The 22,340-nt window shown below is 68.5% G+C and carries 24 protein-coding genes; 16 read left to right on the top strand and 8 right to left on the bottom strand.

The annotated features are described in order from the left end of the window. Window positions 1–5: 5 nt before the first annotated feature. Entirely contained in the window at window positions 6–1,220 is a 1,215-nt protein-coding gene (locus FGL25_RS01755; RefSeq protein WP_138140786.1) for an NAD(P)/FAD-dependent oxidoreductase, read from the bottom strand. A gap of 100 nt (window positions 1,221–1,320) precedes the next feature. Continuing rightward, window positions 1,321–1,674, bottom strand: coding sequence for an endonuclease domain-containing protein (locus FGL25_RS01750; RefSeq protein ID WP_138140785.1), 354 nt, complete (start codon window positions 1,672–1,674; stop codon window positions 1,321–1,323). A 99-nt stretch (window positions 1,675–1,773) separates the two neighbouring features. On the opposite strand from FGL25_RS01750, the gene FGL25_RS01745 reads away from it, so the two are divergent. From FGL25_RS01745 to FGL25_RS01685, 13 genes are all read left to right on the top strand, one after another. After that, a complete protein-coding gene (locus tag FGL25_RS01745; RefSeq protein WP_138140784.1) occupies window positions 1,774–2,070 on the top strand; it encodes a YerC/YecD family TrpR-related protein in 297 nt (98 codons plus the stop codon). A 9-nt stretch (window positions 2,071–2,079) separates the two neighbouring features. Further along, complete coding sequence (hisG, locus tag FGL25_RS01740) at window positions 2,080–2,961, top strand: ATP phosphoribosyltransferase (RefSeq protein ID WP_138140783.1); 882 nt, start codon at window positions 2,080–2,082, stop codon at window positions 2,959–2,961. After that, complete coding sequence (gene hisD, locus FGL25_RS01735; RefSeq protein ID WP_138140782.1) at window positions 2,961–4,268, top strand: histidinol dehydrogenase; 1,308 nt, start codon at window positions 2,961–2,963, stop codon at window positions 4,266–4,268. Before hisG ends, hisD begins: the two co-directional genes overlap by 1 nt. A gap of 181 nt (window positions 4,269–4,449) precedes the next feature. After that, window positions 4,450–5,883 carry an imidazoleglycerol-phosphate dehydratase HisB gene (gene hisB / locus FGL25_RS01730; RefSeq protein WP_138140781.1) on the top strand — a complete coding sequence of 478 codons (1,434 nt, stop codon included), beginning with the start codon at window positions 4,450–4,452 and terminating at the stop codon, window positions 5,881–5,883. After that, entirely contained in the window at window positions 5,880–6,479 is a 600-nt protein-coding gene (hisH, locus tag FGL25_RS01725; RefSeq protein ID WP_138140780.1) for an imidazole glycerol phosphate synthase subunit HisH, read from the top strand. Before hisB ends, hisH begins: the two co-directional genes overlap by 4 nt. Beyond that, complete coding sequence (gene hisA / locus FGL25_RS01720; RefSeq protein ID WP_128718785.1) at window positions 6,476–7,234, top strand: 1-(5-phosphoribosyl)-5-[(5-phosphoribosylamino)methylideneamino]imidazole-4-carboxamide isomerase; 759 nt, start codon at window positions 6,476–6,478, stop codon at window positions 7,232–7,234. The genes hisH and hisA overlap by 4 nt, the downstream gene beginning before the upstream one ends. After that, window positions 7,224–7,991, top strand: a complete 768-nt coding sequence (hisF, locus tag FGL25_RS01715) for an imidazole glycerol phosphate synthase subunit HisF (RefSeq protein WP_138140779.1) — start codon at window positions 7,224–7,226, stop codon at window positions 7,989–7,991. Before hisA ends, hisF begins: the two co-directional genes overlap by 11 nt. After that, complete coding sequence (gene hisIE, locus FGL25_RS01710) at window positions 7,988–8,629, top strand: bifunctional phosphoribosyl-AMP cyclohydrolase/phosphoribosyl-ATP diphosphatase HisIE (RefSeq protein WP_138140778.1); 642 nt, start codon at window positions 7,988–7,990, stop codon at window positions 8,627–8,629. Before hisF ends, hisIE begins: the two co-directional genes overlap by 4 nt. Before the next feature lie 47 nt (window positions 8,630–8,676). Next, a complete protein-coding gene (zwf, locus tag FGL25_RS01705; RefSeq protein ID WP_003166152.1) occupies window positions 8,677–10,131 on the top strand; it encodes a glucose-6-phosphate dehydrogenase in 1,455 nt (484 codons plus the stop codon). A gap of 172 nt (window positions 10,132–10,303) precedes the next feature. Continuing rightward, a complete protein-coding gene (gene pgl / locus FGL25_RS01700) occupies window positions 10,304–11,005 on the top strand; it encodes a 6-phosphogluconolactonase (RefSeq protein ID WP_088410477.1) in 702 nt (233 codons plus the stop codon). Beyond that, window positions 11,005–12,894, top strand: coding sequence for a phosphogluconate dehydratase (gene edd, locus FGL25_RS01695; RefSeq protein WP_138140777.1), 1,890 nt, complete (start codon window positions 11,005–11,007; stop codon window positions 12,892–12,894). Before pgl ends, edd begins: the two co-directional genes overlap by 1 nt. Before the next feature lie 11 nt (window positions 12,895–12,905). Then, complete coding sequence (gene glk, locus FGL25_RS01690; protein WP_138140776.1) at window positions 12,906–13,874, top strand: glucokinase; 969 nt, start codon at window positions 12,906–12,908, stop codon at window positions 13,872–13,874. 73 nt (window positions 13,875–13,947) lie between these two features. Beyond that, the gene (locus tag FGL25_RS01685) at window positions 13,948–14,250 is read left to right on the top strand and encodes a hypothetical protein (protein ID WP_138140775.1); all 303 of its coding nucleotides are present in this window, start codon (window positions 13,948–13,950) and stop codon (window positions 14,248–14,250) included. A 71-nt stretch (window positions 14,251–14,321) separates the two neighbouring features. Here FGL25_RS01685 and hmgA read toward each other — a convergent pair whose 3' ends face one another. The 4 genes from hmgA to FGL25_RS01665 all read right to left on the bottom strand — a co-directional run bounded on the left by hmgA (window position 14,322) and on the right by FGL25_RS01665 (window position 18,335). After that, window positions 14,322–15,614, bottom strand: coding sequence for a homogentisate 1,2-dioxygenase (hmgA, locus tag FGL25_RS01680; protein WP_138140774.1), 1,293 nt, complete (start codon window positions 15,612–15,614; stop codon window positions 14,322–14,324). 91 nt (window positions 15,615–15,705) lie between these two features. Next, a complete protein-coding gene (locus tag FGL25_RS01675) occupies window positions 15,706–16,824 on the bottom strand; it encodes an acyl-CoA dehydrogenase family protein (RefSeq protein WP_138140773.1) in 1,119 nt (372 codons plus the stop codon). A gap of 4 nt (window positions 16,825–16,828) precedes the next feature. Beyond that, complete coding sequence (locus FGL25_RS01670; RefSeq protein ID WP_138140772.1) at window positions 16,829–18,013, bottom strand: acyl-CoA dehydrogenase family protein; 1,185 nt, start codon at window positions 18,011–18,013, stop codon at window positions 16,829–16,831. A 64-nt stretch (window positions 18,014–18,077) separates the two neighbouring features. Further along, a complete protein-coding gene (locus tag FGL25_RS01665; protein WP_040347054.1) occupies window positions 18,078–18,335 on the bottom strand; it encodes an Lrp/AsnC ligand binding domain-containing protein in 258 nt (85 codons plus the stop codon). A 50-nt stretch (window positions 18,336–18,385) separates the two neighbouring features. Here FGL25_RS01665 and FGL25_RS01660 point away from each other — a divergent pair, with 50 nt between their 5' ends. Next, on the top strand, window positions 18,386–19,225 hold the full coding sequence (locus FGL25_RS01660; RefSeq protein WP_138140771.1) for an alpha/beta hydrolase: 840 nt from the start codon (window positions 18,386–18,388) through the stop codon (window positions 19,223–19,225). Between the two features lie 89 nt (window positions 19,226–19,314). Further along, window positions 19,315–19,989 (top strand): bifunctional 4-hydroxy-2-oxoglutarate aldolase/2-dehydro-3-deoxy-phosphogluconate aldolase, encoded by a 675-nt coding sequence (locus FGL25_RS01655; RefSeq protein ID WP_138140770.1) that lies wholly within the window; start codon window positions 19,315–19,317, stop codon window positions 19,987–19,989. A gap of 338 nt (window positions 19,990–20,327) precedes the next feature. Here the strand turns inward: FGL25_RS01655 and ppa are convergent, their stop codons facing one another. Then, window positions 20,328–20,885 (bottom strand): inorganic diphosphatase, encoded by a 558-nt coding sequence (gene ppa / locus FGL25_RS01650; RefSeq protein ID WP_003166163.1) that lies wholly within the window; start codon window positions 20,883–20,885, stop codon window positions 20,328–20,330. 125 nt (window positions 20,886–21,010) lie between these two features. Between ppa and FGL25_RS01645 the strand changes: the two genes are divergently transcribed. Next, window positions 21,011–21,697, top strand: coding sequence for a DUF599 domain-containing protein (locus FGL25_RS01645; protein ID WP_003166164.1), 687 nt, complete (start codon window positions 21,011–21,013; stop codon window positions 21,695–21,697). 241 nt (window positions 21,698–21,938) lie between these two features. On the opposite strand, the gene FGL25_RS17150 is transcribed toward FGL25_RS01645, so the two are convergent. Then, window positions 21,939–22,280, bottom strand: a complete 342-nt coding sequence (locus FGL25_RS17150; RefSeq protein ID WP_252969954.1) for an N-formylglutamate amidohydrolase — start codon at window positions 22,278–22,280, stop codon at window positions 21,939–21,941. Window positions 22,281–22,340 lie beyond the last annotated feature (60 nt).

The following is a 22,340-nucleotide window of genomic DNA, read 5'->3' as shown; positions in this document are numbered from 1 at the left end:
GCAGGTCACACCTGGGGCTTGGCGACCGCCTTGATCGACACTGTCGGATCGGCCAGCAGGGCGTCGTCCACCGCCATCCCCTTCCCGATCAGCATCCGCCCGCCCATGAAGTCGGCCGGGGCGTTGACCGCCTCCACCGCCACGATCCTGTCGCCGCTCAGGTGGAAAACCGAGAAGGCGCCGCCGGCCGGGTCGCCGCGCACCAGCTGGCGGTCCGCGTCGAAGGGCACGCCCGCGATCTGCAGCTTGACGTCATACTGGTCGGACCAGAACCACGGCACTTCCGGCGCCGGGGCCGCGCGGCCGACGATGGCGCTGGCCGCCTGCTTGGCCTGCTCCAGGGCGTTGGGCACGCTCTCCAGCCGGTGCATGACGCCGCCGTGGACCGGGATCGGCCGCCGCGTCACATCGCCGATGGCGTAGATGTTCGGGTCGCTGGTGCGGGCGGTCTCATCCACCACCACGCCGTTTTCGCACGTCAGTCCCGCCGTCCGCGCCAGGGCCTCGCAGGCGAAGGCGCCGACGCCGACCAGCACCGCGTCCGCCGTGATCAGCGTCCCGTCCGCCAGACGCACGCCCGCATCCTCGAACCCCGCGACCTCGACGCCGGTCAGGATCTCAACTCCATGCTTCCTGTGCAGGTCGGTGAAGAAGGCCGACAGGGGCTGAGACGCCACGCGGGCCAGCACCCGGTCCATGCGCTCGATCACCACCGCCTCCGCGCCCAGGGCGCGGGCCGAGGCCGCCGCCTCCAGACCCACATAGCCGCCGCCGACCACCGCCAACCGCTTGCCGGGGGCGAGAACCGCCTTCAGCCGCTCGGCGTCGTCGAGGGTGCGAAGCTCCAGCAGATCGGGCCGGTCCGCGCCGGGAAGGGCCAGCTTGCGGGCCGTCGAGCCGGTGGCCAGGATCAACACGTCGTAAGGCTCGACCGTTCCGTCGGCGAAGGTCACGGTCCTGGCGGCCGCGTCGATAGCGCTCGCCGTGACGCCGGTGCGCAGCGCGATATTCTGCTCGGCGTAGAAGCTCTCGGGGCGCAGCAGCAGGTCTTCCAGGCCCGCCTCCCCCTTCAGCCAGGCTTTCGACAGGGGCGGCCGCTGATAGGGCGGCGCATCCTCCTGCCCCGCCAGGACGATCTCGCCCTCGAACCCATACTGCCTCAGCAGCGCCGCCGCCGAGCCCCCCGCGTGTCCCGCGCCGATGATCACAACCTTGCTCATGGCGGACAGATAGAGTGGCGACGCTCGACTAGCGAGAGGCGGTCAGATTTTTCCTCCCCATGACCATGGGGAGGGGGACCACGAAGTGGTGGAGGGGTCTCTACCGCCCCGTCGCGTGAAGCAGAATCACCGCCAGAACTCCATCGAGATGATCGCGCACATCCGTGGCCCGGACGCGCAGAACCTCAATCCCCTGCGTTTTCAGCCATACGGTTCGTCGCGCATCATGGACGATCTGTTCTGGGTCGTCGTGCCCCGCGCCGTCGACCTCCACAGCGAGCCGTGCAGCAGGGCAGTAGAAGTCGAGGATGTAGGAACCAACCGGATGCTGGCGGCGGAATTTCAGTCCCTCGAGGCCGCCGCCTTTGATCTGTATCCATAGACGCGCTTCCGGCGGAGTCAGGGTGCGACGCATTCGGGCGGCGCGACGATAAGCGTCGACAGTCGGCGGCATGGCCCCTCCACCACTTCGTGGTCCCCCTCCCCACAGGTGGGGAGGAAAAAAGAAGCGACGTCAACTCACCTCCCTTGACCGTTCCATTGTTACAGCATAATGGAACGCGCAATGAGCACCGACGCCGCCAAGACCGCCCTGCTGGACGCCCTGCTTTCGCTGAAGACGCGAGCGGAGGCGGACGCCTTCCTGGCCGACCTGTGCACCCCGGCCGAGCTGCGCGCCATGGCCGAGCGATGGCAGGTGGCGCGGATGCTGGACGCTGGTGACAAGACCTATCGCGAGATCGCCGCCGAGACCCCGGCCAGCCCGACCACCGTGGTGCGCGTCGCGCGCTCCCTCAAAGACATGCCGCACCAGGGCTATCGGCTGGTGCTGGACAGACTGAAAGCCTGAGTTGAGATCATGAGTACGGTTCAGGGGCGGCTGCGCATCGCCATCCAGAAATCCGGCCGCCTGGCCGAACGCAGCCTCGATCTGGTCCGCGATGCGGGCCTGCGCGTGATCAAGGGCAACAACGATCTGCTGTACCGGATCGAGAACTATCCGATCGACCTGCTGCGGGTGCGCGACGACGACATCCCGACCTTTGTGGCGGACGGGGTCTGTGATCTGGGCATCGTCGGCGAGAACGTGCTGGAAGAGGTGAAGAACGGCGGGCCGAATGCAGAGGTCGTCATGCCGCTGGGCTTCGGCCGCTGCACGCTGAAGATCGCGACGCCGCCGGGGCTGGACTACGCCGGACCGTCGTCGCTGCAGGGGCTGCGGATCGCCACCTCCTACCCCAAGATCCTGCGCCGCTTTCTGGATGAGGCGGGGGTGCAGGCCGACATCGTCACCATGCGCGGCGCGGTCGAGGTGGCCCCCCGGCTGAAGCTGGCCGCCGCAATCTGCGACCTGGTCTCGACGGGCGCCACGCTGGAGGCCAACGGGCTGACGGCGCGCGAGACGGTGCTGGACAGTCAGGCCGTGCTGATCAAGGCGCCGACGCCGCCCGAGGCGGGGCTGCAGCATCTGCTGGACTCCATCGTCGAGCGGATGGCGGGCGTCGTGTCCTCGCAAGGGGCCAAATACGTGATGCTGAATGCGCCGCGCGCGGCGCTGGACCGGATCACCGCCCTGTTGCCCGGCGCCGGATCGCCCACCGTCATGCCCCTGTCGGGGCGCGACGACGCCGTAGCCGTCCACGCCGTCTGTCAGGAGGCGGTCTTCTGGGAGACATTGGAGAAACTGAAGGCGGAAGGGGCGTCGGCCATCCTGGTCCTGCCCATCGAGAAGATGATGTGATGAAGCGTATCGACTGGAACCAACTCGACGCCGCCGGACGCAAAGCCGCCCTGGCCCGCCCGCAGCGCCGCACTGAAGGCTTCGTCTCCAGCGTGGTGCGCGAGATATTCGACGACGTGCGGGCGCGCGGCGGCGAGGCCGTGACCGACTGGGCGACCCGGCTGGACGGCGCCCCGCCGCGCCGCATCGAAGTCACCGAGACGGCCGCCGCCAAGGCCCGCCGCGACCTGCCGCCCGCCGCCGCCCGCGCCCTGCGCGTCGCCGCCGACAATGTGCGCGTCTTCCATCAGGCGACCCGGCCAGAGGACACGCCCTTCATCGAGACGACGCCCGGCGTGAAGTCCAAGCTGGTCTGGCGGCCCATCGGCTCGGCCGGCCTCTATGTTCCGGGCGGAACGGCGCCGCTGTTTTCATCGCTGCTGATGCTGGCCATACCGGCGGACGTGGCCGGGGTCGGACGGCGCGTCGCCGTGACGCCGCCGTCCAAGGACGGCTCGGTCCACCCGGCCATGATCGCCGCCGCCGCCGAGGCGGGGCTGGACGAGCTGTGGCTGCTGGGCGGAGCGCAGGCCATCGCCGCCCTGACCTTCGGCGTAGAACTGGAAGACGGCGTCATCGCGCCCGTCGACAAGCTGTTCGGTCCCGGCAACGCCTATGTGGCCGAGGCGAAGCGCTACGCCTCGTCCCTGCCCGGCGGCCCGGCCTGCGACCTGCCTGCGGGGCCGTCGGAACTGCTGGTCATCGCCGACCGCGACGCTGATTTCGAGATCGTCGCCGCCGACCTGTTAAGCCAGGCCGAGCACGACGCCGATGCGCAGGTGATCCTCGTGTCCGACAGCGGCACGGCCCTGAGCGAGATCATCGCCGAGGTCGAACGTCAGGTCGACAGCCTGCCGCGCGCGGCCATCGCCCGCGCGTCTCTGGCCGAGGCCCGCGCCATCCGCGTGCGCGACAGGACCGGGGCGTGCGAGGTGGCGAACCTCTATGGTCCCGAACACCTGTCGATCCAGACGCAGGAGGCCGAACGGCTGGTCGAGCGCATCAGCGCGGCGGGCGCCGTCTTCGTCGGGCGCTGGGCGGCCGAGACGTTGGGCGACTATGCGGCGGGCCCCAGCCACGTCCTGCCGACCGACGGCGCGGCGCGAACGCTGGGCGGGGTGGCCACCGCCAGCTTCATGACGACCATGTCGGTGCAGACCGTCAGTGAACAGGGCGCCGCCGCCCTGGCTCCCGTCGCCGCAGCCCTGGCCCGGCTGGAGGGGCTGGAAGCCCACGCCAGGGCCGCCGATCTGAGGAGCGCGGGATGACACAGAATCTCTTCCTTCTCCCCTTGTGGGAGAAGGTGGGCGCCGGAGGCGCTCGGATGAGGGGTGTGCTGGCTTCGCCCTCATCCGTCGTATGTGCGGACACAGCCCCCTCATCCGACCTGCTCCGCAGGCCACCTTCTCCCACGAGGGGAGAAGGACAATATGGCGAGGGAGAAGGCTCATGACGCTGCCCGCCCCCTATCCGCCGCTGGTTTCCGGCGGCGACGGTCTGGAGCGCTATCCGGCCGAGCCGGCCGCTCTGGCGGCCCGCATGGCCGCCCTCTACGGCGTCGGCGCCGATCAAGCGCTGCCGACGCGCGGGCTGACGCACGGGCTGGAGCTGGTCTGGCGCCTGGCCGCGCGCGACGGACAGAAGGTGCAGGCGCCGGACGCCGAGCCCTATACGCAACTGGCCGCCCTCTACGCCCGGCCGGCCGACGGTGCCAACACCGCCGCCGTGGTCGTCCGCGCCCTCGGCTCGTCCGAGGCCGTGGCCGAGATGGCCGCGCGTGTCGCCCCCGCCCTGCTGGTCGTGGACGAAGGGCTGGTCGAGTTCGCCGAGGCGCCCTCGGCCGCCGCCGTGGTGAAGGACCACGCCAATCTGATCGTGCTGCGCAGCCTGTCGTTGGCCTATGGGCTGGCCGGGGTCCGGGTCGGGGCGGCGGTGGCGCAAGCGCAGACGCTGGCGCGGCTGGCCGAGGTGCTGGAGCCCTACGCCCTGCCCGAGGTCTCGGTGCGGCTGGCGATGCAGGCGCTGGACCCGTCGCGGATGATGGAGACGGCCGAACGCATCAGCGCCGTGCGCCGCGAGCGCGTCCGCGTAACAGAGGCCCTGTCGCGCATCATGGCGCTGGAGGCCGGGGTCGGGCCGGTGATCATCGCCAGACCCTCGGACCCGGCGGGCGCCGTGGAGGCCCTGCGCCGCTACGGCCTGGCCGCCGATCCGGCGGGCGAGCGGGTGCGCCTGCCCATTTCGCTGAAGCCCGAGGTCAACGACCGCCTGTTGGCCGCGCTCGGCGCCGCCAGCCCCGGCGCGCGCCGCAGCCGCACAGGTCAGGCCATACGCGACACCAAGGAGACACGCATCGTCTGCGCCGTCGATCTGGACAGCCCCGGGCCGATGAAGATCGAAACCGGCGTCGGCTTCTTCGACCACATGATCGAACAGGTGGCGGCGCACGGCGGGTTCTCCATCCGTCTGGCGTGCGAGGGCGACCTGCACATCGACCCGCATCACACGATCGAAGACTGCGCCATTGCTCTGGGTCAGGCGTTGAAACAGGCGCTGGGCGAGCGGCGCGGCATCGGCCGCTACGGCTTCGTCCTGCCGATGGACGAGGCGGAAGCGGCGGTGTCGATCGACCTGTCGGGGCGGCCCTATCCGGTGTTCGAGGGGACGTTCGCGACGCCGATGCTGGGCGACTACCGCACCGATCTGACGGCGCACGTCGTGCGATCGCTGGCCGAAAATCTGGGCGCGGCCGTCCACGTCCGCGTCACCGGCGACGACGACCATCACAAGACCGAGGCCGTGTTCAAGGCGCTGGGCCGCGCCCTGCGACAGGCGATCCGGGTCGAGGGCGATGTCGTGCCCAGCACCAAGGGGGTGCTGTGAACGTCACCCTGATCGGCTACGGCTCGGGCAATGTGGCCTCGGTGCGGTTCGCGCTGGAGCGGCTGGGCGCGCGGGTGCGGATCACCGATGATCCGGCCGATGTGGCCGAGGCCGAGCGGATCATCCTGCCCGGCGTCGGCGCGGCCGGCTACGCCATGCAGAGACTGCAGGCGCTGGACCTGATCGAACCGCTGCGCCGGTTTCCACGCCCGCTGCTGGGCGTCTGCCTCGGCCAGCAGCTGTTGTTCGACGCCAGCGCAGAGGACGGCGGGGCCGACCTGCTGGGGCTGATCCCCGGTCGGGTCGAGGCCATCCTTCCCGCCCCGTCGCGCCCGTCGCCGCATATGGGGTGGAGCCGTCTGACGATCCGCCGCGACGACCCGCTGCTGGACGGGGTGAAAGACGGCGACTGGGCCTATTTCGTCCACGGCTATATCTGCCCCGACGGTCCGGCGACCCTGGCCGCCGCCGACTATGGCGCGCCCGTGCCCGCCGTGGTCAACAGCGCCAACCGCTGGGGCTGCCAGTTCCACCCGGAACGGTCGGCCGCGCTCGGCGCGCGTATTCTGAAGAACTTCCTGGAGTTGCCCGCGTGATCATCTATCCCGCCATTGACCTGATCGAGGGCCATGCGGTTCGCCTGTTGCACGGCGATTTCAATCACGTGACCCGCTACGATTCCCATCCCGCCAACCGGCTGGCGGCCTTTGCCGCCGAGGGGGCCGAGTGGATTCACGTCATCGACCTGGATGGAGCCCAGGCGGGCGAGGCGCGTCAGTATGAACTGATTGGCGACATGGCCAGGGCCGTGGACATCAAGGTCCAGTCCGGCGGCGGCGTCCGTTCGGCAAAGGATATCGAGCACCTGCTGGGCGCAGGGATCAGCCGTGTCGTCATCGGTTCACTGGCCGTCACCGACACGGATCAGGTGCTTAAATGGCTGGAGCAGTTCGGCCCAGACGCCATCGCCCTGGCCCTGGACGTCCGCTATGAGGACGGCCTGCCCGTGCCCGCCCTGAAAGGCTGGACCCAGTCGTCAGGCGTGGATCTGTGGAGCGTGCTGGAGCGCTATCCGGTCGGGATGCTGCGCCACATCCTGATCACGGACGTCGGTCGCGACGGCGCCCTGACCGGCCTGAACCAAGAGCTGCTGTCCGAGGCCATCCGTCGTCGCCCCGAGCTGGAGATTCAAGCCTCGGGCGGGGCCGCCGGTCTGGACGACCTGATCGCCGCCAAGGCCATCGGCTGCGCCGGCGCCATTACCGGCCGCGCCCTCTACGCCGGCCGCTTCACCGTGGCCGAAGCCATCAAGGCTGTGAACATGGCTCCGGTTTCGGCCAATGACCGCTAGGCGCATCATCCCCTGCCTCGACGTGAAGGACGGCCGCGTGGTCAAGGGCGTGCGGTTCGAGGGCCACGTCGACATGGGCGACGCCGCCGAACTGGCCGCGCGCTATCGCGATCAGGGCGCCGACGAACTGGTCTTCTACGACATCACCGCCAGCCCCGAAGGGCGCACGCTGGACTATGGCTGGGTGCAGGACATAGCCCGGCTGCTGGACATCCCCTTCTGCGTCGCGGGCGGCATCCGCAACGTGGAACAAGCGGCGCGGTGCCTCGATCACGGGGCGGACAAGGTGTCGATCAACTCGCCCGCGCTGGAGCGGCCCGAACTGATCGGCGAGATGGCCGCGCGGCTGGGGCGGCAATGCGTCGTCGTCGGCGTCGACAGCGCCTTTCAGGACGGCGAATGGCGGGTGCACCAATACACCGGCGATCCGGACGCGCGGCGCGGCGCCGGGCGGCTGACGATGGAGTGGATCGTCGAGGCGCAGGAGCTGGGCGCCGGCGAGATCGTGCTGAACTGCATCGATCAGGACGGGGTGCGGCGCGGTTATGACAGGGCGCAACTGGCGGAGGCGCGGCGTCTGCTGACCATTCCGCTGGTGGCGTCCGGCGGGGCGGGCGCGGTGGAGCATTTCCGCGATGTATTCGTGGAGGCGGACGTGTCGGGCGCGCTGGCGGCCAGCGTGTTTCACTCAGGCGCGATCGCGATCCCGGAACTCAAGCATTACCTGGATGCGCAAGGCGTGGAGGTGAGGATATGACCCTCGACATCTCTCAGATCGACTTCTCCCAACTGGACTTCGCCAAGGGCGGCGGGCTGATCCCGGCCGTGGTGCAGGACGCCGACACCCTTCAGGTGCTGACGCTTGCCTATATGGACGAGGCGGCGCTGCGCGAGACGCTGGACAGCGGACAGGCCACCTTCTTCTCGCGCTCGCGCGGCGGACGGTGGCGCAAGGGCGAGACCTCGGGCGACTTCCTCAACGTCGTCTCGGTGACGCCCGACTGCGACGGCGACTCCGTGGTGGTGAAGGTGCGCCCGGTCGGAAACGCCTGCCACCTGAACCGCATCAGCTGTTTCGGCGAGGGGGACGCGCCCGGCCTGGGCCGCATCGGGCGGCTGGAGCGCACCGTCCATGTCCGAGCCCAGGCCGACGCCAACGACAGCTGGACCGCCCGCCTCATCGCGCAGGGGCCCAAACGCGCCGCCCAGAAGGTCGGCGAAGAGGGCGTCGAGACGGCTCTGGCCGGGGCGGCGGGAGATAATGCGGAACTCGCCAGCGAGGCGGCGGATTTGATCTATCACCTGCTGGTGCTTCTGCATGCGCGTCACATGGTGTTTCAGGACGTGCTGGACGTCTTGGCCCAGCGGGCGGAACCGGCCAATCACTCTGGCTGACCACGGTCACGCTTGGCGGGCCGATCTTCTGCAAGGGAGGCCTCAAGATGGCGGCTTTAATCCTGTTCGGCGGCGGCGGCGACCTGGCCATGCGGATGCTGTTGCCGTCGCTTTACTTCCTGGATCACGACGGGCTTCTGCCGCCGGAACTGAAGATCATCGGCGCCGCCCGGTCGCAGGAAACCGCCGAGGACTACATCGCCAAGGTGCGTCAGGCGGTGCAGCCCCGCGCCGAGGCCGCCGACGCCTGGGACGAGACGAGTTGGGCGCGCCTGACCCGGCGGCTCGATTACCTGGCGGTGGACGCCACCGACGCCGAAAGCCTGCGCGCGCTGAAGGCGCGGTCGGGCGATGGCCCGGTCACCTCTTTCCTGGCTGTGTCGCCTTCGCTCTACGGCCGCATCGTCACGGCGATGAAGACGGCCGGTCTGGCCGGTCCCGACGACCGCATCGTGCTGGAGAAGCCGGTCGGGCGCGATCTGGAAAGCTTCCGCGCCATCGACGACGCCGTGGCTCACGCCTTTGACGAGAGCCAGGTGTTCCGCATCGACCACTATCTCGGCAAGGAGACGGTGCAGAACCTAATCGCCCTGCGCTTCGGCAACGCCATCTTCGAGCCGTTGTGGAACAATCTGACCATCGACCATGTGCAGATCACGATCGGAGAAACGGTCGGCGTCGGCGACCGCTGGCCCTATTATGACGAATACGGTGCCCTGCGGGACATGGTGCAGAACCATATGCTGCAACTGCTGTGTCTGGTGGCGATGGAGCCGCCCAGCGATCTGGACCCCGACTCTGTGCGCAACGAAAAGGTGAAGGTGCTGCGCTCGCTTCGCCACGTCACCGCCGAGGACGCCGAACGCGTCACCGTGCGCGGCCAGTATGCCGCCGGGAAGGTCGAAGGACGCCCGGTCGAAAGCTATCAGACCGAGCGCGGCCAGCCGTCGGACACCGAGACCTTCGTCGCCATCCGCGCCGACATCGACAACTGGCGCTGGGCGGGCGTGCCCTTCTTCATGCGCACCGGCAAGCGGCTGGCCGAGAAGCGCACCGAGATCGTCATCCAGTTCAAGCCGGTGCCCCACTCCATCTTCGGTCACGGCGAGCGCGGCGACATCTATGACAACCGGCTGGTGATCGAGCTTCAGCCGGACGAGGACATCTCCCTGTCGGTGATGAACAAAAAGCCGGGGCTGGAGCAGCGCATGCAGCTTCAGCCGATCCGGATGAGCCTGTCGTGGGGGCAGGACGGCAAGGAGGCCGCCCCGCCGCGTCGCCGCGTCGCCTATGAGCGGCTGCTGCTGGACGCCCTCAACGGCGACTCCACTCTGTTCGTGCGCCGGGACGAGGCCGAGCAGGCCTGGAAATGGGTCGATGAGCTGGCGGACGCCTGGGCGTGTCGCGAGTGCAAACCGCTGGACTATGCGGCGGGCAGCTGGGGACCGGAGGCGGCCGACCTGCTGCTGTCGCGCACGGGACGGAAGTGGAACGTGAGATGAGAAACGCCAACATTCTTCCTTCTACCCTCGGGGGAGAAGGCGGGCCGCAGCGCGGCTCGGATGAGGGGGCTGTGTCAGCACCCGAGACGGTGAAAAATGAGGCTAGCGGCCCCCTCATCCGTCTCGCTCCGCGAGCCACCTTCTCCCCCCAAGGGAGAAGGGAAGTGTCGGCATGATCCAGAGTCTCCCCACCCGCGATACTTGGGCCGAGGCCGCCGCCGACCGCTTGGCCGGGGCGCTGGCGGAGGCTCTGACCGCCAACGGGCGCGCCCTGTTCGCCGGGTCGGGCGGATCGACGCCCTCGCCCATCTATGCACGGTTGGCGCAGGCCGATCTCGACTGGACCAAGGTCACGGCGACCTTGGTGGATGAACGCTATGTGCCTGAAGCTTCACCCGCCTCGAACGCGGCCCTGTTGAAACAAACCCTGCTGACCGGCCCGGCCGCCGCCGTGCGGTTTATCCCGCTCTACAGCCCCGCCGTGACGGTGGATCGCGCGGCCGCCCTCGCCTCTCAGGCGCTGGCCGCTGAGGGCCGCCCGCTGGACGCCGTCCTGCTGGGCATGGGCGAGGACGGGCATATCTGCTCGATGTTCCCCGGCAGTCCGACGCTGACCACCCTGCTGACGCCCGGCCTGAAACCCGCCGTCTACGGCGTGCCCGCCGGCCGCGACGGCGCCGCGCCGCCGCAGGAGCGGTTGACGCTCAACCTGCCGTGGCTGGTCTCGGCGCGGCGGGTGGTGCTGGCCCTGACGGGGACGAAGAAGCGCGCCGTGTTCGAGCGTGAGGCGGCGAGCGATCCCGACGTCAGCCCCATCGCCGCCCTGATCGCGGCGAACGCTCCCCTTGAAGTGTTCTGGACGGAGGCCGACTGATGGCGCTCAATCCTGTGGTGGCCGAGGTCACCGCCCGCATCGTCGAACGCAGCCGCAAGACCCGCGCCGACTATCTGCGCCGCATGGACGCGGCGACCGGCTCCGGGTCGGGACGGGCCAAGCTGTCCTGCGCCAACTGGGCCCACGCCTTCGCCGGGCAGACGGTGGCGGACAAGCTGACCGCCATGACCGGCGCCCAGCCCAACCTCGGCGTCGTCACCGCCTATAACGACATGCTGTCGGCGCATCAGCCGTTCGAGCGCTTTCCGGAGATAATCCGCAAGGCCGCCCGCGAGGTCGGCGCCACGGCCCAGGTGGCGGGCGGGACACCGGCCATGTGCGACGGCGTCACCCAAGGCCGCCCCGGCATGGAGCTGAGCCTGTTCAGCCGCGACGTCATCGCCATGTCGACAGGGGTGGCCCTGACCCACGACGCCTTCGACGCCGCCCTGATGCTGGGGGTGTGCGACAAGATCGTGCCCGGACTGTTCATGGGGGCGCTGGCGTTCGGCCATCTGCCGGTCGTCTTCGCCCCGGCGGGGCCGATGCCCAGCGGCCTTCCCAACGCCGAGAAGGCCCGCATCCGCGCCGAATACGCCCAAGGCCTGATCGACCGCGCCGAACTGCTGAAAAGCGAGATCGCCTCCTATCACTCGCCCGGCACCTGCACCTTCTACGGCACGGCCAATTCCAATCAGATGATGATGGAGATCGCCGGGCTGCACCTGCCCTCGACCGCTTTCGTTCACCCCGACACCGGCCTGCGCGACGCCCTGACGGCGGCGGCGGCCAAGCGGGCGATCGAGCTGGCGCGCGAGGGGCGCGGACGCATGGCCGACGTCGTGTCGGAAAAGACCATCGTCAACATGATCGTCGCCCTGCTGGCCACCGGCGGCTCGACCAATCACGCCATCCATCTGGTCGCCATGGCGCGCGCGGCGGGGGTGCTGATCGACTGGACCGACATGGACCAGCTGTCGTCGGTCACGCCGCTGCTGGCGCGGGTCTATCCGAACGGATCGGCCGATGTGAACGCCTTTCAGGCGGCGGGCGGGGTCGCCTTCGTCACCCGCGAACTGGCCGATGCGGGCCATCTGCATGCCGATGTGACCACCATTATGGGCCAAGGGCTGGAGCCTTATTTCAAGGAGCCCCGGCTGGAGGACGGCGCACTGGTCTGGCGCGACACGGTGAAGGAGAGTCTGGACCTCAGCATCCTGCGCCCCGCCTCGGACCCGTTCGACCGCGAGGGCGGCCTGCGGCTGGTGCAAGGCGATCTGGGCCGTGCGGTCATCAAGATCTCGGCGGTGAAGCCTGAGAACCGCATCGTCGAGGCCCCCGCCGCCGTGTTCGAAACCCAGGAAGATGCGCTTCAAGCCTTCAAGGACGGAAAGCTGAATCGCGACGTGGTGGTGGTGCTGCGCTTCCAGGGGCCGCGCGCCAACGGCATGCCCGAACTGCACAGCCTGTCGCCTGCTCTATCCGTGCTGCAGGACAAGGGCTTCAAGGTCGCCTTCGTCACCGACGGTCGCATGTCGGGCGCCAGCGGCAAGACGCCCGCCGCCATCCACGTCAGCCCCGAAGCGCTGGCAGGCGGCCCCCTGGCCCACGTGCGCGACGGCGACGTGATCCGGCTAGACCCCGAGGCGGGGGTGCTGACCACCGTCGGCGTCGGCGATCTGGGCGTGCGTCAGGCGGCGACGCGCTCGCGCGCCCATGCCGAGGGCTCCTCCTGGGGCTATGGCCGTGAGCTGTTCGGCGCCTTCCGTCAGGCGGTGTCGACGGCGGAGGAAGGGGCCAGCGTCTGTTTCGTCGCCCCCATCGGCGCGAACGGCCACGACGACGGCCCGCCCGATCCCAACCTGGTCGATCGCGCCGTGGACGCCTGAAGGAGAACCGTATGACCGATCCCCTGCTTCTGGTCGGCGACGTCGGCGGCACAAACGCCCGCTTCGCCCTGGCCCGCATGGTCAACGGTCGCCCCCGGCTGGAGCATTTCGAGAGCTTCCCCGCCGAGACCCACCCGACCTTTCTGGACGGCGTGAAGGCCTATCTTGACGGCTGCCCGGTCAAGCCGACGGGCGGCGTCATCGCCGTGGCCGGGCCGGTGACGGACGGCGCCATCGACCTGACCAACTCCCCCTGGCGCGTGTCGGAGGGCGATCTTCAGACGCTGGGGCTGAACCCGATCCGCCTGATCAACGACTTCGAGGCCCTGGCTTGGGGCGCGCCCGTCGTGCCCGAAGACGAACTGGCGTCTCTGGGCGGCCCGGCCCAGGGCGATCCCCACGCCGCCATCGCCCTGGTCGGGCCGGGAACGGGTTTCGGCGTCTCCGCCCTGGCGCGCGACGCCCACGGCCGCGAGATGGCCCTGCCCAGCGAGGGCGGCCACGCCTGTTTCGCGCCAGGCGACGAAGTCGAGGACGAAGTCCTGCGCATCCTGCGCCGCCGCTACGACCGCGTCTCGATCGAACGGCTGATCTGCGGGCCGGGCCTCCTGAACCTGCACCGCGCCCTGGCCGAGATCGACGGCCGCGAGACCCATATCGACGATCCCGCCCAGATCACCGCCCAGGCGCTGGAGGATCCGACCAGCCCCTGCGGCGCCACCCTGGCCCGTTTCTGCGCCATGCTGGGAGCGGTCGCCGGGGACATCGCACTGACCACCGGCGCGCGCGGCGGGGTCTATATCGCCGGCGGGATCGCGCCGCGCATCCTGCCCTTCATCCAGGCCAGCCCCTTCCGTCGACGGTTCGAGCGCAAGGGTCGGTTCCAGGACTATATGGCCGCCATTCCGACCAAGGTGATCCTGCATAAACACGCCGCCTTGCTGGGCGCAGCGCGCGTGGCCTTCGCCGAGGCCGGCTGAAAATGTGATCACAGGCGCGTGAACCGAATGTGATCCAGCGAGTTTCCAAGGCTCAACCATCTGGAGCACCATCATGCGCAAACTCGTTCTCGCCGCCGTCTCCATCGCCGCCCTGACCGGTCTGGCCGCCTGCCAGAACCCGGCCGAAAAGGAAGCCGACGCCCGCGCCGACGCCGTCGAGGCCCAGGCCGATGTGACGGCGACCCAGCTTGAGAACCAGGCCGACGCCGCCCCGACCGCAGCCCAGGCCGACGCCCTGAACGCTCAGGCGGACGCCGTGGAGCAGAAAGCCGATGAAAAGGCCGACGCCATCAAGGCTGAGGCCGGCAATCGCGACGGCGGCATGACCACCTCGAACACCCCGCCGAAGTCCTAAGCGGGCACCGCACAGAACAAGGGCCCCGTCGCGATCGCGGCGGGGCCCTTTTCATATCGCTTTGAAGGCGGTCAGACCTTGCCCTTCTCGAAGCCGGTCCAGCAGTCGTCGTAGTCCAGCTGCATCAACGGCGTCTGTTCCGCCCAGGCCGTGGTGCGGATCGGCATCCGCGTCTCGAACATGAAGGCCAGGGTGTTCTCGATCTTGTGCGGTTTGAGGTCCGCCTTGGTCGCGCCGTCCCAGCTGCCCTGATCCGGTCCGTGGCCGCTCATACGGTTGTGCAGGCTGGCCCCGCCGGGGGCGAAGCCGCCCGCCTTGGCGTCGTACTCGCCGAAGATCAGCCCCATGAACTCGCTCATGACGTTGCGGTGGAACCACGGCGGACGGAAGGTGTCCTCGGCCACCATCCAGCGCGGCGGGAAGATGACGAAGTCGCAGTTGGCCGTGCCCGGCGTGTCGCTGGGCGAGGTCAGGACGGTGAAGATCGACGGGTCCGGATGGTCGAAGCTGACCGTGCCGATGGTGTTGAACCGCTCCGTATCATAACGATAGGGGGCGTAGTTGCCGTGCCAGGCCACCACGTCCAGCGGACTGTGGTCGAAGGTCGTGGCCCATAGCTGGCCGCCGTATTTCTGGACGCACTCGGTCGGGCGATCCACGTCCTCGAAAGCGGCGACCGGCGTCTCGAAGTCGCGCGGATTGGCCAGGCCGTTGGAGCCGATGGGGCCGAGATCCGGCAGGCGGAAGGGCGCACCGTAGTTCTCGCAGACATAGCCGCGCGCCTCACCGTCGACCTCGACGCGGAAGCGCACGCCGCGCGGGATGACGACGATATGGCCCGGCGCCGCCTCGATCACGCCCATCTCGGTGACGAAGCGCTGCGCCCCCTGCTGCGGCACGATCAGCAGCTCGCCGTCGGCCGAATAGAAGACGCGATCGACCATCGAACGGTTGGCGACATAGAGGTGGACGCCCACGCCCGTCCCGGAATCGGCGTCGCCGTTTCCGCCATAAGTGGTCAGCCCCTCGACCCAGTCGGTCGGCTGGTCCGGCATGGGCAGGGGATCCCAACGCATCCGGTTGGGATTGGGCGGCGTCTCGGTGAAAGGGCCGGAGCGCACGCGGCCTTGCGCGAACGGCTGATACGGCCCGTGCTGGGCCGAGGGCCGCAGGCGATACAGCCAGCTGCGCAGATTGTGGTCGCGCGGAGCGGTGAAGGCCGCGCCCGACAGCTGTTCGGCATAGAGGCCCAGCGCCGGGCGCTGCGGCGAGTTGCGGCCGACCGGCAGGGCGCCGTCCACCGCCTCGGTGGCGAAGTGGTTGGCGAAGCCTGTCTGATAGGCAGGCGCGTTGGATCGCGTCATGTCGTTTCTCCCTTGCCGGGAGGTGTAAGCGATCATCGCCCAACCGTCACCCCGAGCCGCACGGCTTTGCCCCTGGATCAAACGGGAAGCGTCAGAATCCTTGCGCTCTGGCCAGGCGTTCGGCGTGGAAGTGGGCGTCGCCGAGCAGCTCGTTCAGGACGCGGACGCGCTTCATGAACAGGCCGACGTCGAACTCGTCGGTCATGCCGACGCCGCCGTGCATCTGGACCGCCTCCTGCACCGCCAGTTCGGCGACGCGGCCGGCCTTGGCCTTGGCGATCCCCGCGGCCTGTTCGGCGTCGGGGCGGCCCGCGTCGATGGCCTGAAGCGCGGCCAGCGTGGCCGCCTTGGCCAGCTCCAGCTCGGTGAACAGGTGGGCGGCGCGGTGCTGCAGAGCCTGAAACTCGCCGATCAATTTGCCGAACTGCTTGCGGGTTTTCAGGTAGTCCAGCGTCGTCTTGAACGCCTGATCCCCCGCCCCGACCAGGGACGAAGCGGCGCAGGCGCGGCCCAGCGTCAGGGCGGCGTCCAGCGGACCTTGCCCCTCGCCTACAGCGCCGATGACAGCGTCGGCGTCGACCTGAACCTCGCTCAAGGTCACGCGGGCGGCGTTGTGGGCGTCGACCATGACGGTACGCTCGACCGTCACGCCCGGCGTCGCCGGATCGATCAGGAACAGGGTCAGGCCATCATCGGTCTGCGCCGCCACGATCAGGGCGTCGGCGACGTGGCCGTCCAGCACGAAGCCCTTGGCGCCGTTCAGTTTGAAGCCGTTGCCGGACCGTTCGGCGCGCGTGGCGATCTTCGCGGGCGCGTGTTTGGGGCCTTCGTCGACGGCGAGGCTGACGATGGCCTCGCCCGCTGCGATCTTCGCCAGCCAGGCCTTCTGCGCCTCTGATCCCGCCGTCTTCAGCACCGTCGCCGCCAGCACGGACGAGCCCATGAAGGGCGACGGCGTCAGGGTGCGGCCCAGACTTTCGGCGATGACGCCCGCCTCGACGGCGCCGAGGCCCGATCCGCCGTCTTCCTCAGGGATGACGACGCCGGAAAAGCCCATCTCGCCGAACGCCCGCCATAGGTCGCGCGAGACGCCGTCGGGGTCGCGGCTGTCGCGCAACTGGCGCAAGTGGGCGATGGGCGCGTGTTCTTTCAGGAAGCCGTCGGCGGCGTCCTGAAGCAGGGTCTGCTCTTCGGTCAGGATCAGGGGCATGGGCTCAGGCTCCCGGCAGTTGCAGCAGGTGTTTGGCGATGATGTTGAGCTGGACTTCGCTGGTGCCGCCCTCGATGGAGTTAGCCTTGGTGCGCAGCCAGTCGCGGGCGGCCTGGCCGTCGTTCGAGCGGTCGCCTTCCCATTCCAGCGCCTCCGATCCGCCCGCCGCCATGGCCAGTTCGTGGCGGCGCTTGTTCAGCTCCGAGCCGTAGTATTTCAGGATGGAGGCGATGGCCGGATGGGCCTGCTTCGCCTTCATCTGATCGCCCGCCCGCTCCATCGCCAGACGGAAGGCGGCGGCGTCGATGTCGTAATCGGCGATGCGGGCGCGCAGCAGCGGCTCGTCCAGCCGCCCGGCCTCGTCCAGCCCCAGATTATCGGCCGCGACCTGTCCCAGCGGGCGGCCGACGCCAGTGTCGCCCATGGCGCCGATCATGGTCCGCTCATGCGCCAGCAGGGCCTTGGCCACGTCCCAGCCGCGGTTCAGCGCGCCGATCAGGTTCTCCTTCTCGACCCGCACGTCGTCGAAGAAGGTCTCGCAGAAGGGCGACTTGCCGCTGATCAGTGTGATGGGCCGTGTCGTCACGCCCGGCGTCGCCATGTCGAACAGCACGAAGCTGATGCCCAGATGCTTGGGCGCCTCAGGGTCGGTGCGGACCAGGCAGAAGATCCAGTCGGCCTTGTCGGCGTAGGAGGTCCAGATCTTCTGGCCGTTGACGATCCAGTGGTCGCCCTGATCCACGGCGCGGGTCTGGACGGAGGCGAGGTCGGAGCCTGCGCCCGGTTCGGAATAGCCCTGACACCAACGGATCTCGCCGCGCACGATGGGCGGCAGGAAGCGCTGCTTCTGTTCTTCCGTACCGAAGGCCAGCAGGGCCGGCCCCAGCATCCAGACGCCGAAACTGTAGAGCGCCGGATGGGCCTTGATGCGGCGCAGCTCGGCGGCCAGCACCTTGGCCTCTTCGCGGCTCAGCCCGCCGCCGCCGTATTCGCGCGGCCATTCCGGCGCGGTCCAGCCACGTTCGGCCATGCGCTCCAGCCAGACCTTGTGCGCAGGGGTCGGATAGACGGCGTTGCGCCCGCCCCAGACCATATCCGCCTCAAGCGGCGGCGCGCCGCGACACTCCGGCGGGCAGTTCGCCTCCAGCCAGGCGCGCGTCTGCGCGCGGAACGTCTCCAGATCGGCCATGGCCGCCCTCCCTCGCGTTCTTGCTTGGGAAGGACGCTAGCCGGTCCTTTTTGAAAACGGAACCCTACTTCTTCGAGGGCAGGAAGGGCGAGAAGGTGATGACGGTGAAGGTGTCGCGGATGTGCGGGCGCGTCTGGACCTGCTTGGTCACGAAGGTGCCGATGTCGGCGTCCTTGGGCAGCTGGAACTTGGCCAGCAGGTCATGCTGGCCCGACGTCGAATAGACCTCGCTCACATTCTCGACATTATCGACCAGATCGGCCGCAACATCGTTGGCGTAGCCCAACTCGCATTTGATGAAGACGAAAATGGCGGTCATCATGGCCTTCAAGCCTCCCGTTCAAGCGGAGGTCTCTAGCGGATGGAGACGACATGGGTAAGGCTTTGTCGCCCGAGGCGACGCAGATGGAACGGGCCGCGGCCTATGAGGCGGCCTATAATAACCGCGCCCGCGTGCCGGGCCACCCCGCCATTCTGGATCGCTGGCGCAAGGACTCGCTGCGGGTGATCGACGCCCGGCGGCCCGAGACGATCGAATACGGCCCGTCCGAACGGCAGAAGATGGAATGGTTCGACGCGGGCGCGGGCGCGCCCGTCGCCGTCTTCATGCACGGCGGCTACTGGCAGGCGCTGGACCGCGGCTGGTTCGCCTGGGTGGCGCCCGCCCTGCTGGAGCATGGGATCAGCGTCGTCGTCCCCGGCTACGACCTGGCGCCCGCCGTCACGGTCGGCAAGATCATCGGCCAGATGCGCGAGGCGACAGAGTTCGTCCGCGCCCGCACCGGCAAACGGCCGCTGGTGTTCGGCCATTCGGTCGGCGGCCATATGGCCGCGGGCATGCTATCCGAAGGCCGGGCGCGCGCGGCGCTGGCGATCTCGGGCGTGTTCGACCTGGAGCCGTTGGTTCACACCTCGCTGAACGAGGCGCTGAAGCTGGATACGCCGGTCGCGCGCGCCCTGTCGCCGATCCACTGGCCCGCGCCGAACGGCGCGACGCCCGGCGGCACCGCCCTGGACTGCTGGGTGGGTGGAAACGAAAGCCATGAGTTCGTCCGCCAAAGCCGCGAGATGGCCGCCGCCTGGGGCGGCAAGGGCGCCGACACCCATGTCGAGATCGTCGAGGGGGCCGATCACTTCACCGTTTTGGACCCTCTGGCCGATGCGGACAGCGCCATGGTGAAGCGGCTGGTGGAGCTGGCGACCGCCGAATAGCGGCGTTTACCAGGATTGATCCCCGCCGCCCTTGACGCCAAGGGCGGCGACCGTCGATCTGCGGCCGTCAGACTTGCGAAGGAGACCCCATGCGCCACGACCGCCTCAGCGTGCTCACCGCCCTTGAAACCCAGGGCGTGGTGCCGGTCTTCTATCACCCCGATTTCGAGGTCTGCGTCGAGGTGATCCGGGCCTGCGCGCGCGGCGGCGCCAAGGCGATCGAGTTCACCAATCGCGGCGACTTCGCCTGGGAGACCTTCACCGCCCTGTCGACAGAGTTCGCGCGCACCGACCCCGACATCATCATGGGCGTCGGCTCGATCCTGGATGCGCCGACGGCGGCCCTCTACCTGGCGTCGGGCGCGCGCTTCGTCATCAGCCCCTGCCTGGTCCCAGAGGTCGCCCGCGTCTGCAACCGTCGCCAGGTGGCCTATTCGCCCGGCTGCGGCTCGGTGCGCGACATCTCCGAGGCGCAGGAGCTGGGCTGCGAGATCGTCAAGCTGTTCCCCGGCGCATCCGTCGGCGGACCGGACTTCGTCAAGGCGGTGCTGGGCCCCATGCCCTGGAGCAAGATCATGCCGACCGGCGGGGTCGACCCGGACGAAGCCTCCATCGCCAAATGGTTCGGCGCCGGCATCGTGGCGACCGGAATGGGGTCCAAGCTGATCACCGAGGCCGCCATTCAGACGAAGGACTGGGCCGGCATCGAGGCCAAGGTGCGCCAGACCGTCGAGGCGATCGCGGCGTTCCGGGCTAGAACTTGAAACTCAAGCGCTCGTTTAAACCACTAGCCACCTTGCTCTCATGTTTGGCAGTGGCTGGGTGCGGAAGTAAAAATGATTGGAAGGGGTGGATCTATCCGAACCAAAACGATCTCACGACATCCGTAGAGATCGGTAGCTTCAGGTCATTCGAAGCTTGCAGAGCCTCTGCTAATGACAAGCTTGATGCACTTGGAAGATCGGAAACCGGCACATTTGAATGTGGCCGTGGATGTCGAGTTAGCCCCAACTCAGGGCTGAACATCTGTGAAGAAACTCGCGATTAAAAAAGCCCCGCCGGTTCGCCAGCGGGGCCTTTGTTATTCAGATTTCGCCTTGCCTCAGGCGGCGACGTCGCCCTTGGCGGCCAGCTTGGCCTGGTGGGCGGCCATGCCGGCGGCGATCAGCTCGGCGGCCTCGCCAGCGTCGCCCCAGCCCTTGACCGTGACCGACTTGCCCTTCTCCAGATCCTTGTAGCGGGTGAAGAAGTGCTCGATCTGCTCGATCAGGATGGCGGGCAGCTGACGGTAGCTGGAGACCTCGGTGTAATAGGGGTTCAGCTTGTCGACCGGCACGGCCAGGATCTTTTCGTCGCCGCCGGCTTCATCGACCATCTTCAGCACGCCGATCGGACGCGAACGGATGACGCAGCCGGGCACCACCGGCGTCGGGTTCAGCACGATCACGTCGCAGGGATCGCCGTCGTCCGACAGGGTGTGCGGCACGAAGCCGTAGTTGCCCGGATAGTACATGGCGGTGTGCAGGAAGCGGTCGACGAACAGGGCGCCCGATTCCTTGTCCATTTCGTACTTCACCGGCAGGCCGCCCTGCGGGATCTCGATGATGACGTTGATGTCCCACGGCGCGTTGGGGCCGACCGGGATGGCGTCGATGTTCATGATACGCTCTTGTTGCAGGTGCGAACGGGGAGAATTGACGCGCGTGATAAGCTTTGCGCGGCTTTACGGCAAGCGTCGCGGCGATCACGCTTGCCTTGCGGCGGCCGACGTGGCGTCAATCAGGCATGAGTCTGTTTGATTGGATCGCCCTGTTCGTCTTTGTCGTCGCCTGGCTGGGCTACGGCCCGCTGATCCGCCTGGTGGCGCGGCGCAGCGGTTCGCTCAACATGGACATGCTGGCGGTGCGCGACGCCTGGATGCGCGCCATGACCCACCGCGAGATGCGGCTGATCGACAGCCAGCTGATGGGCCATTCGATCAACTCCGGCTCCTTCTTCGCCTCGACCAATCTGCTGTTGATCGCCGCCGTGGCCGGGGTGCTGTTCGGGGGCGAAGCGGCCATACGCGGTTTCGCGGCCGTCGGCGCCGAGCCCGTCACGCCGCGCCTGATGGAGGCCAAGCTGGCCCTGGTGCTGCTGTGCCTGGCGCGCGGCTTCCTCGACTTCATCTGGTCGCTGCGTCAGTTGAACTACACCGTCGCCCTGATCGGCGCCGCGCCGGAAATCCACGAAGAGGCCGACCGCGTCGCCTATGGCCGCGCCGTGGCGCGGGTGCTCAACCCCGCCCTGACCAACTTCAATCAGGGCGTTCGCGGCTATTATTTCGCCCTGGCCGCCGCCGCCTGGCTGTTCGGGCCGCTATGGCTGATGTTGGGAGCGGTGTCGGTGTTCGCCCTCCTGGCCTGGCGGCAGCTGGCCTCGCCCGCCGCCGGCGCCATTCGACAGGCTCGCCGCCTGCTGGAGCGGGGCTGATCATCTCGCAACTGCGAAATCAACGAAGCACGCCCGCATTTCAGGATCATGGGATTGAGCGTCGAACTTCGTAACACCCCGTGATTGTATATGATTGAATCGGGACTTGTGTTTTTGTGCGCTGCAAACTAACTTGGCTTTCGACGCTTTCGAGCGTCTTGCCCTTCCTGGGCGTTTCCTCCCTATAGACTTTCCAAAGCCGCGCCGTTTGGCGCGGCTCTTTTTTCGTCTCGACCGCCGCTCAGGCGCGCTGGTCGGCGCAAAGCTCGGCGATCACCCGCCGCAGGGCCGAGCGGCAGCGCTTCCACCCCGGCGACGGCGCCCAGGCCGCCTCATCCCAGTACAGTCCCCGGCTCAGCTCCACCTGAACCGCCTGAAAGCCCTCGTCCGGCCGCCCCCAGATCTGGGTCGCATAGCCGCCCGCATAGGGCCGGTTCAGCCCCACCGTCAGCCCTTGCGCCTCGAACAAGCGCCGCAGATGTCGCGTCAGCAGCGCCTCGCAACTGGTCCCGTGCCGGTCGCCCAGCACCACGTCCACCGCCCCGTTCGTCGCCCGTGCGGGCATGGAATGCCAGTCGATCAACACCGCCCGCCCGGACCGCGCCCCGCGCCGCCCGCATCATCTCCGCCAGGGCCGCGTGAT

The sequence above is a fragment of the Brevundimonas vancanneytii genome (assembly GCF_901421975.1).
Lineage (GTDB): Bacteria > Pseudomonadota > Alphaproteobacteria > Caulobacterales > Caulobacteraceae > Brevundimonas > Brevundimonas diminuta.
The sequence above is the reverse complement of the archived record's forward strand: the minus strand, read 5'-3'. Positions and strand labels throughout refer to the sequence as shown.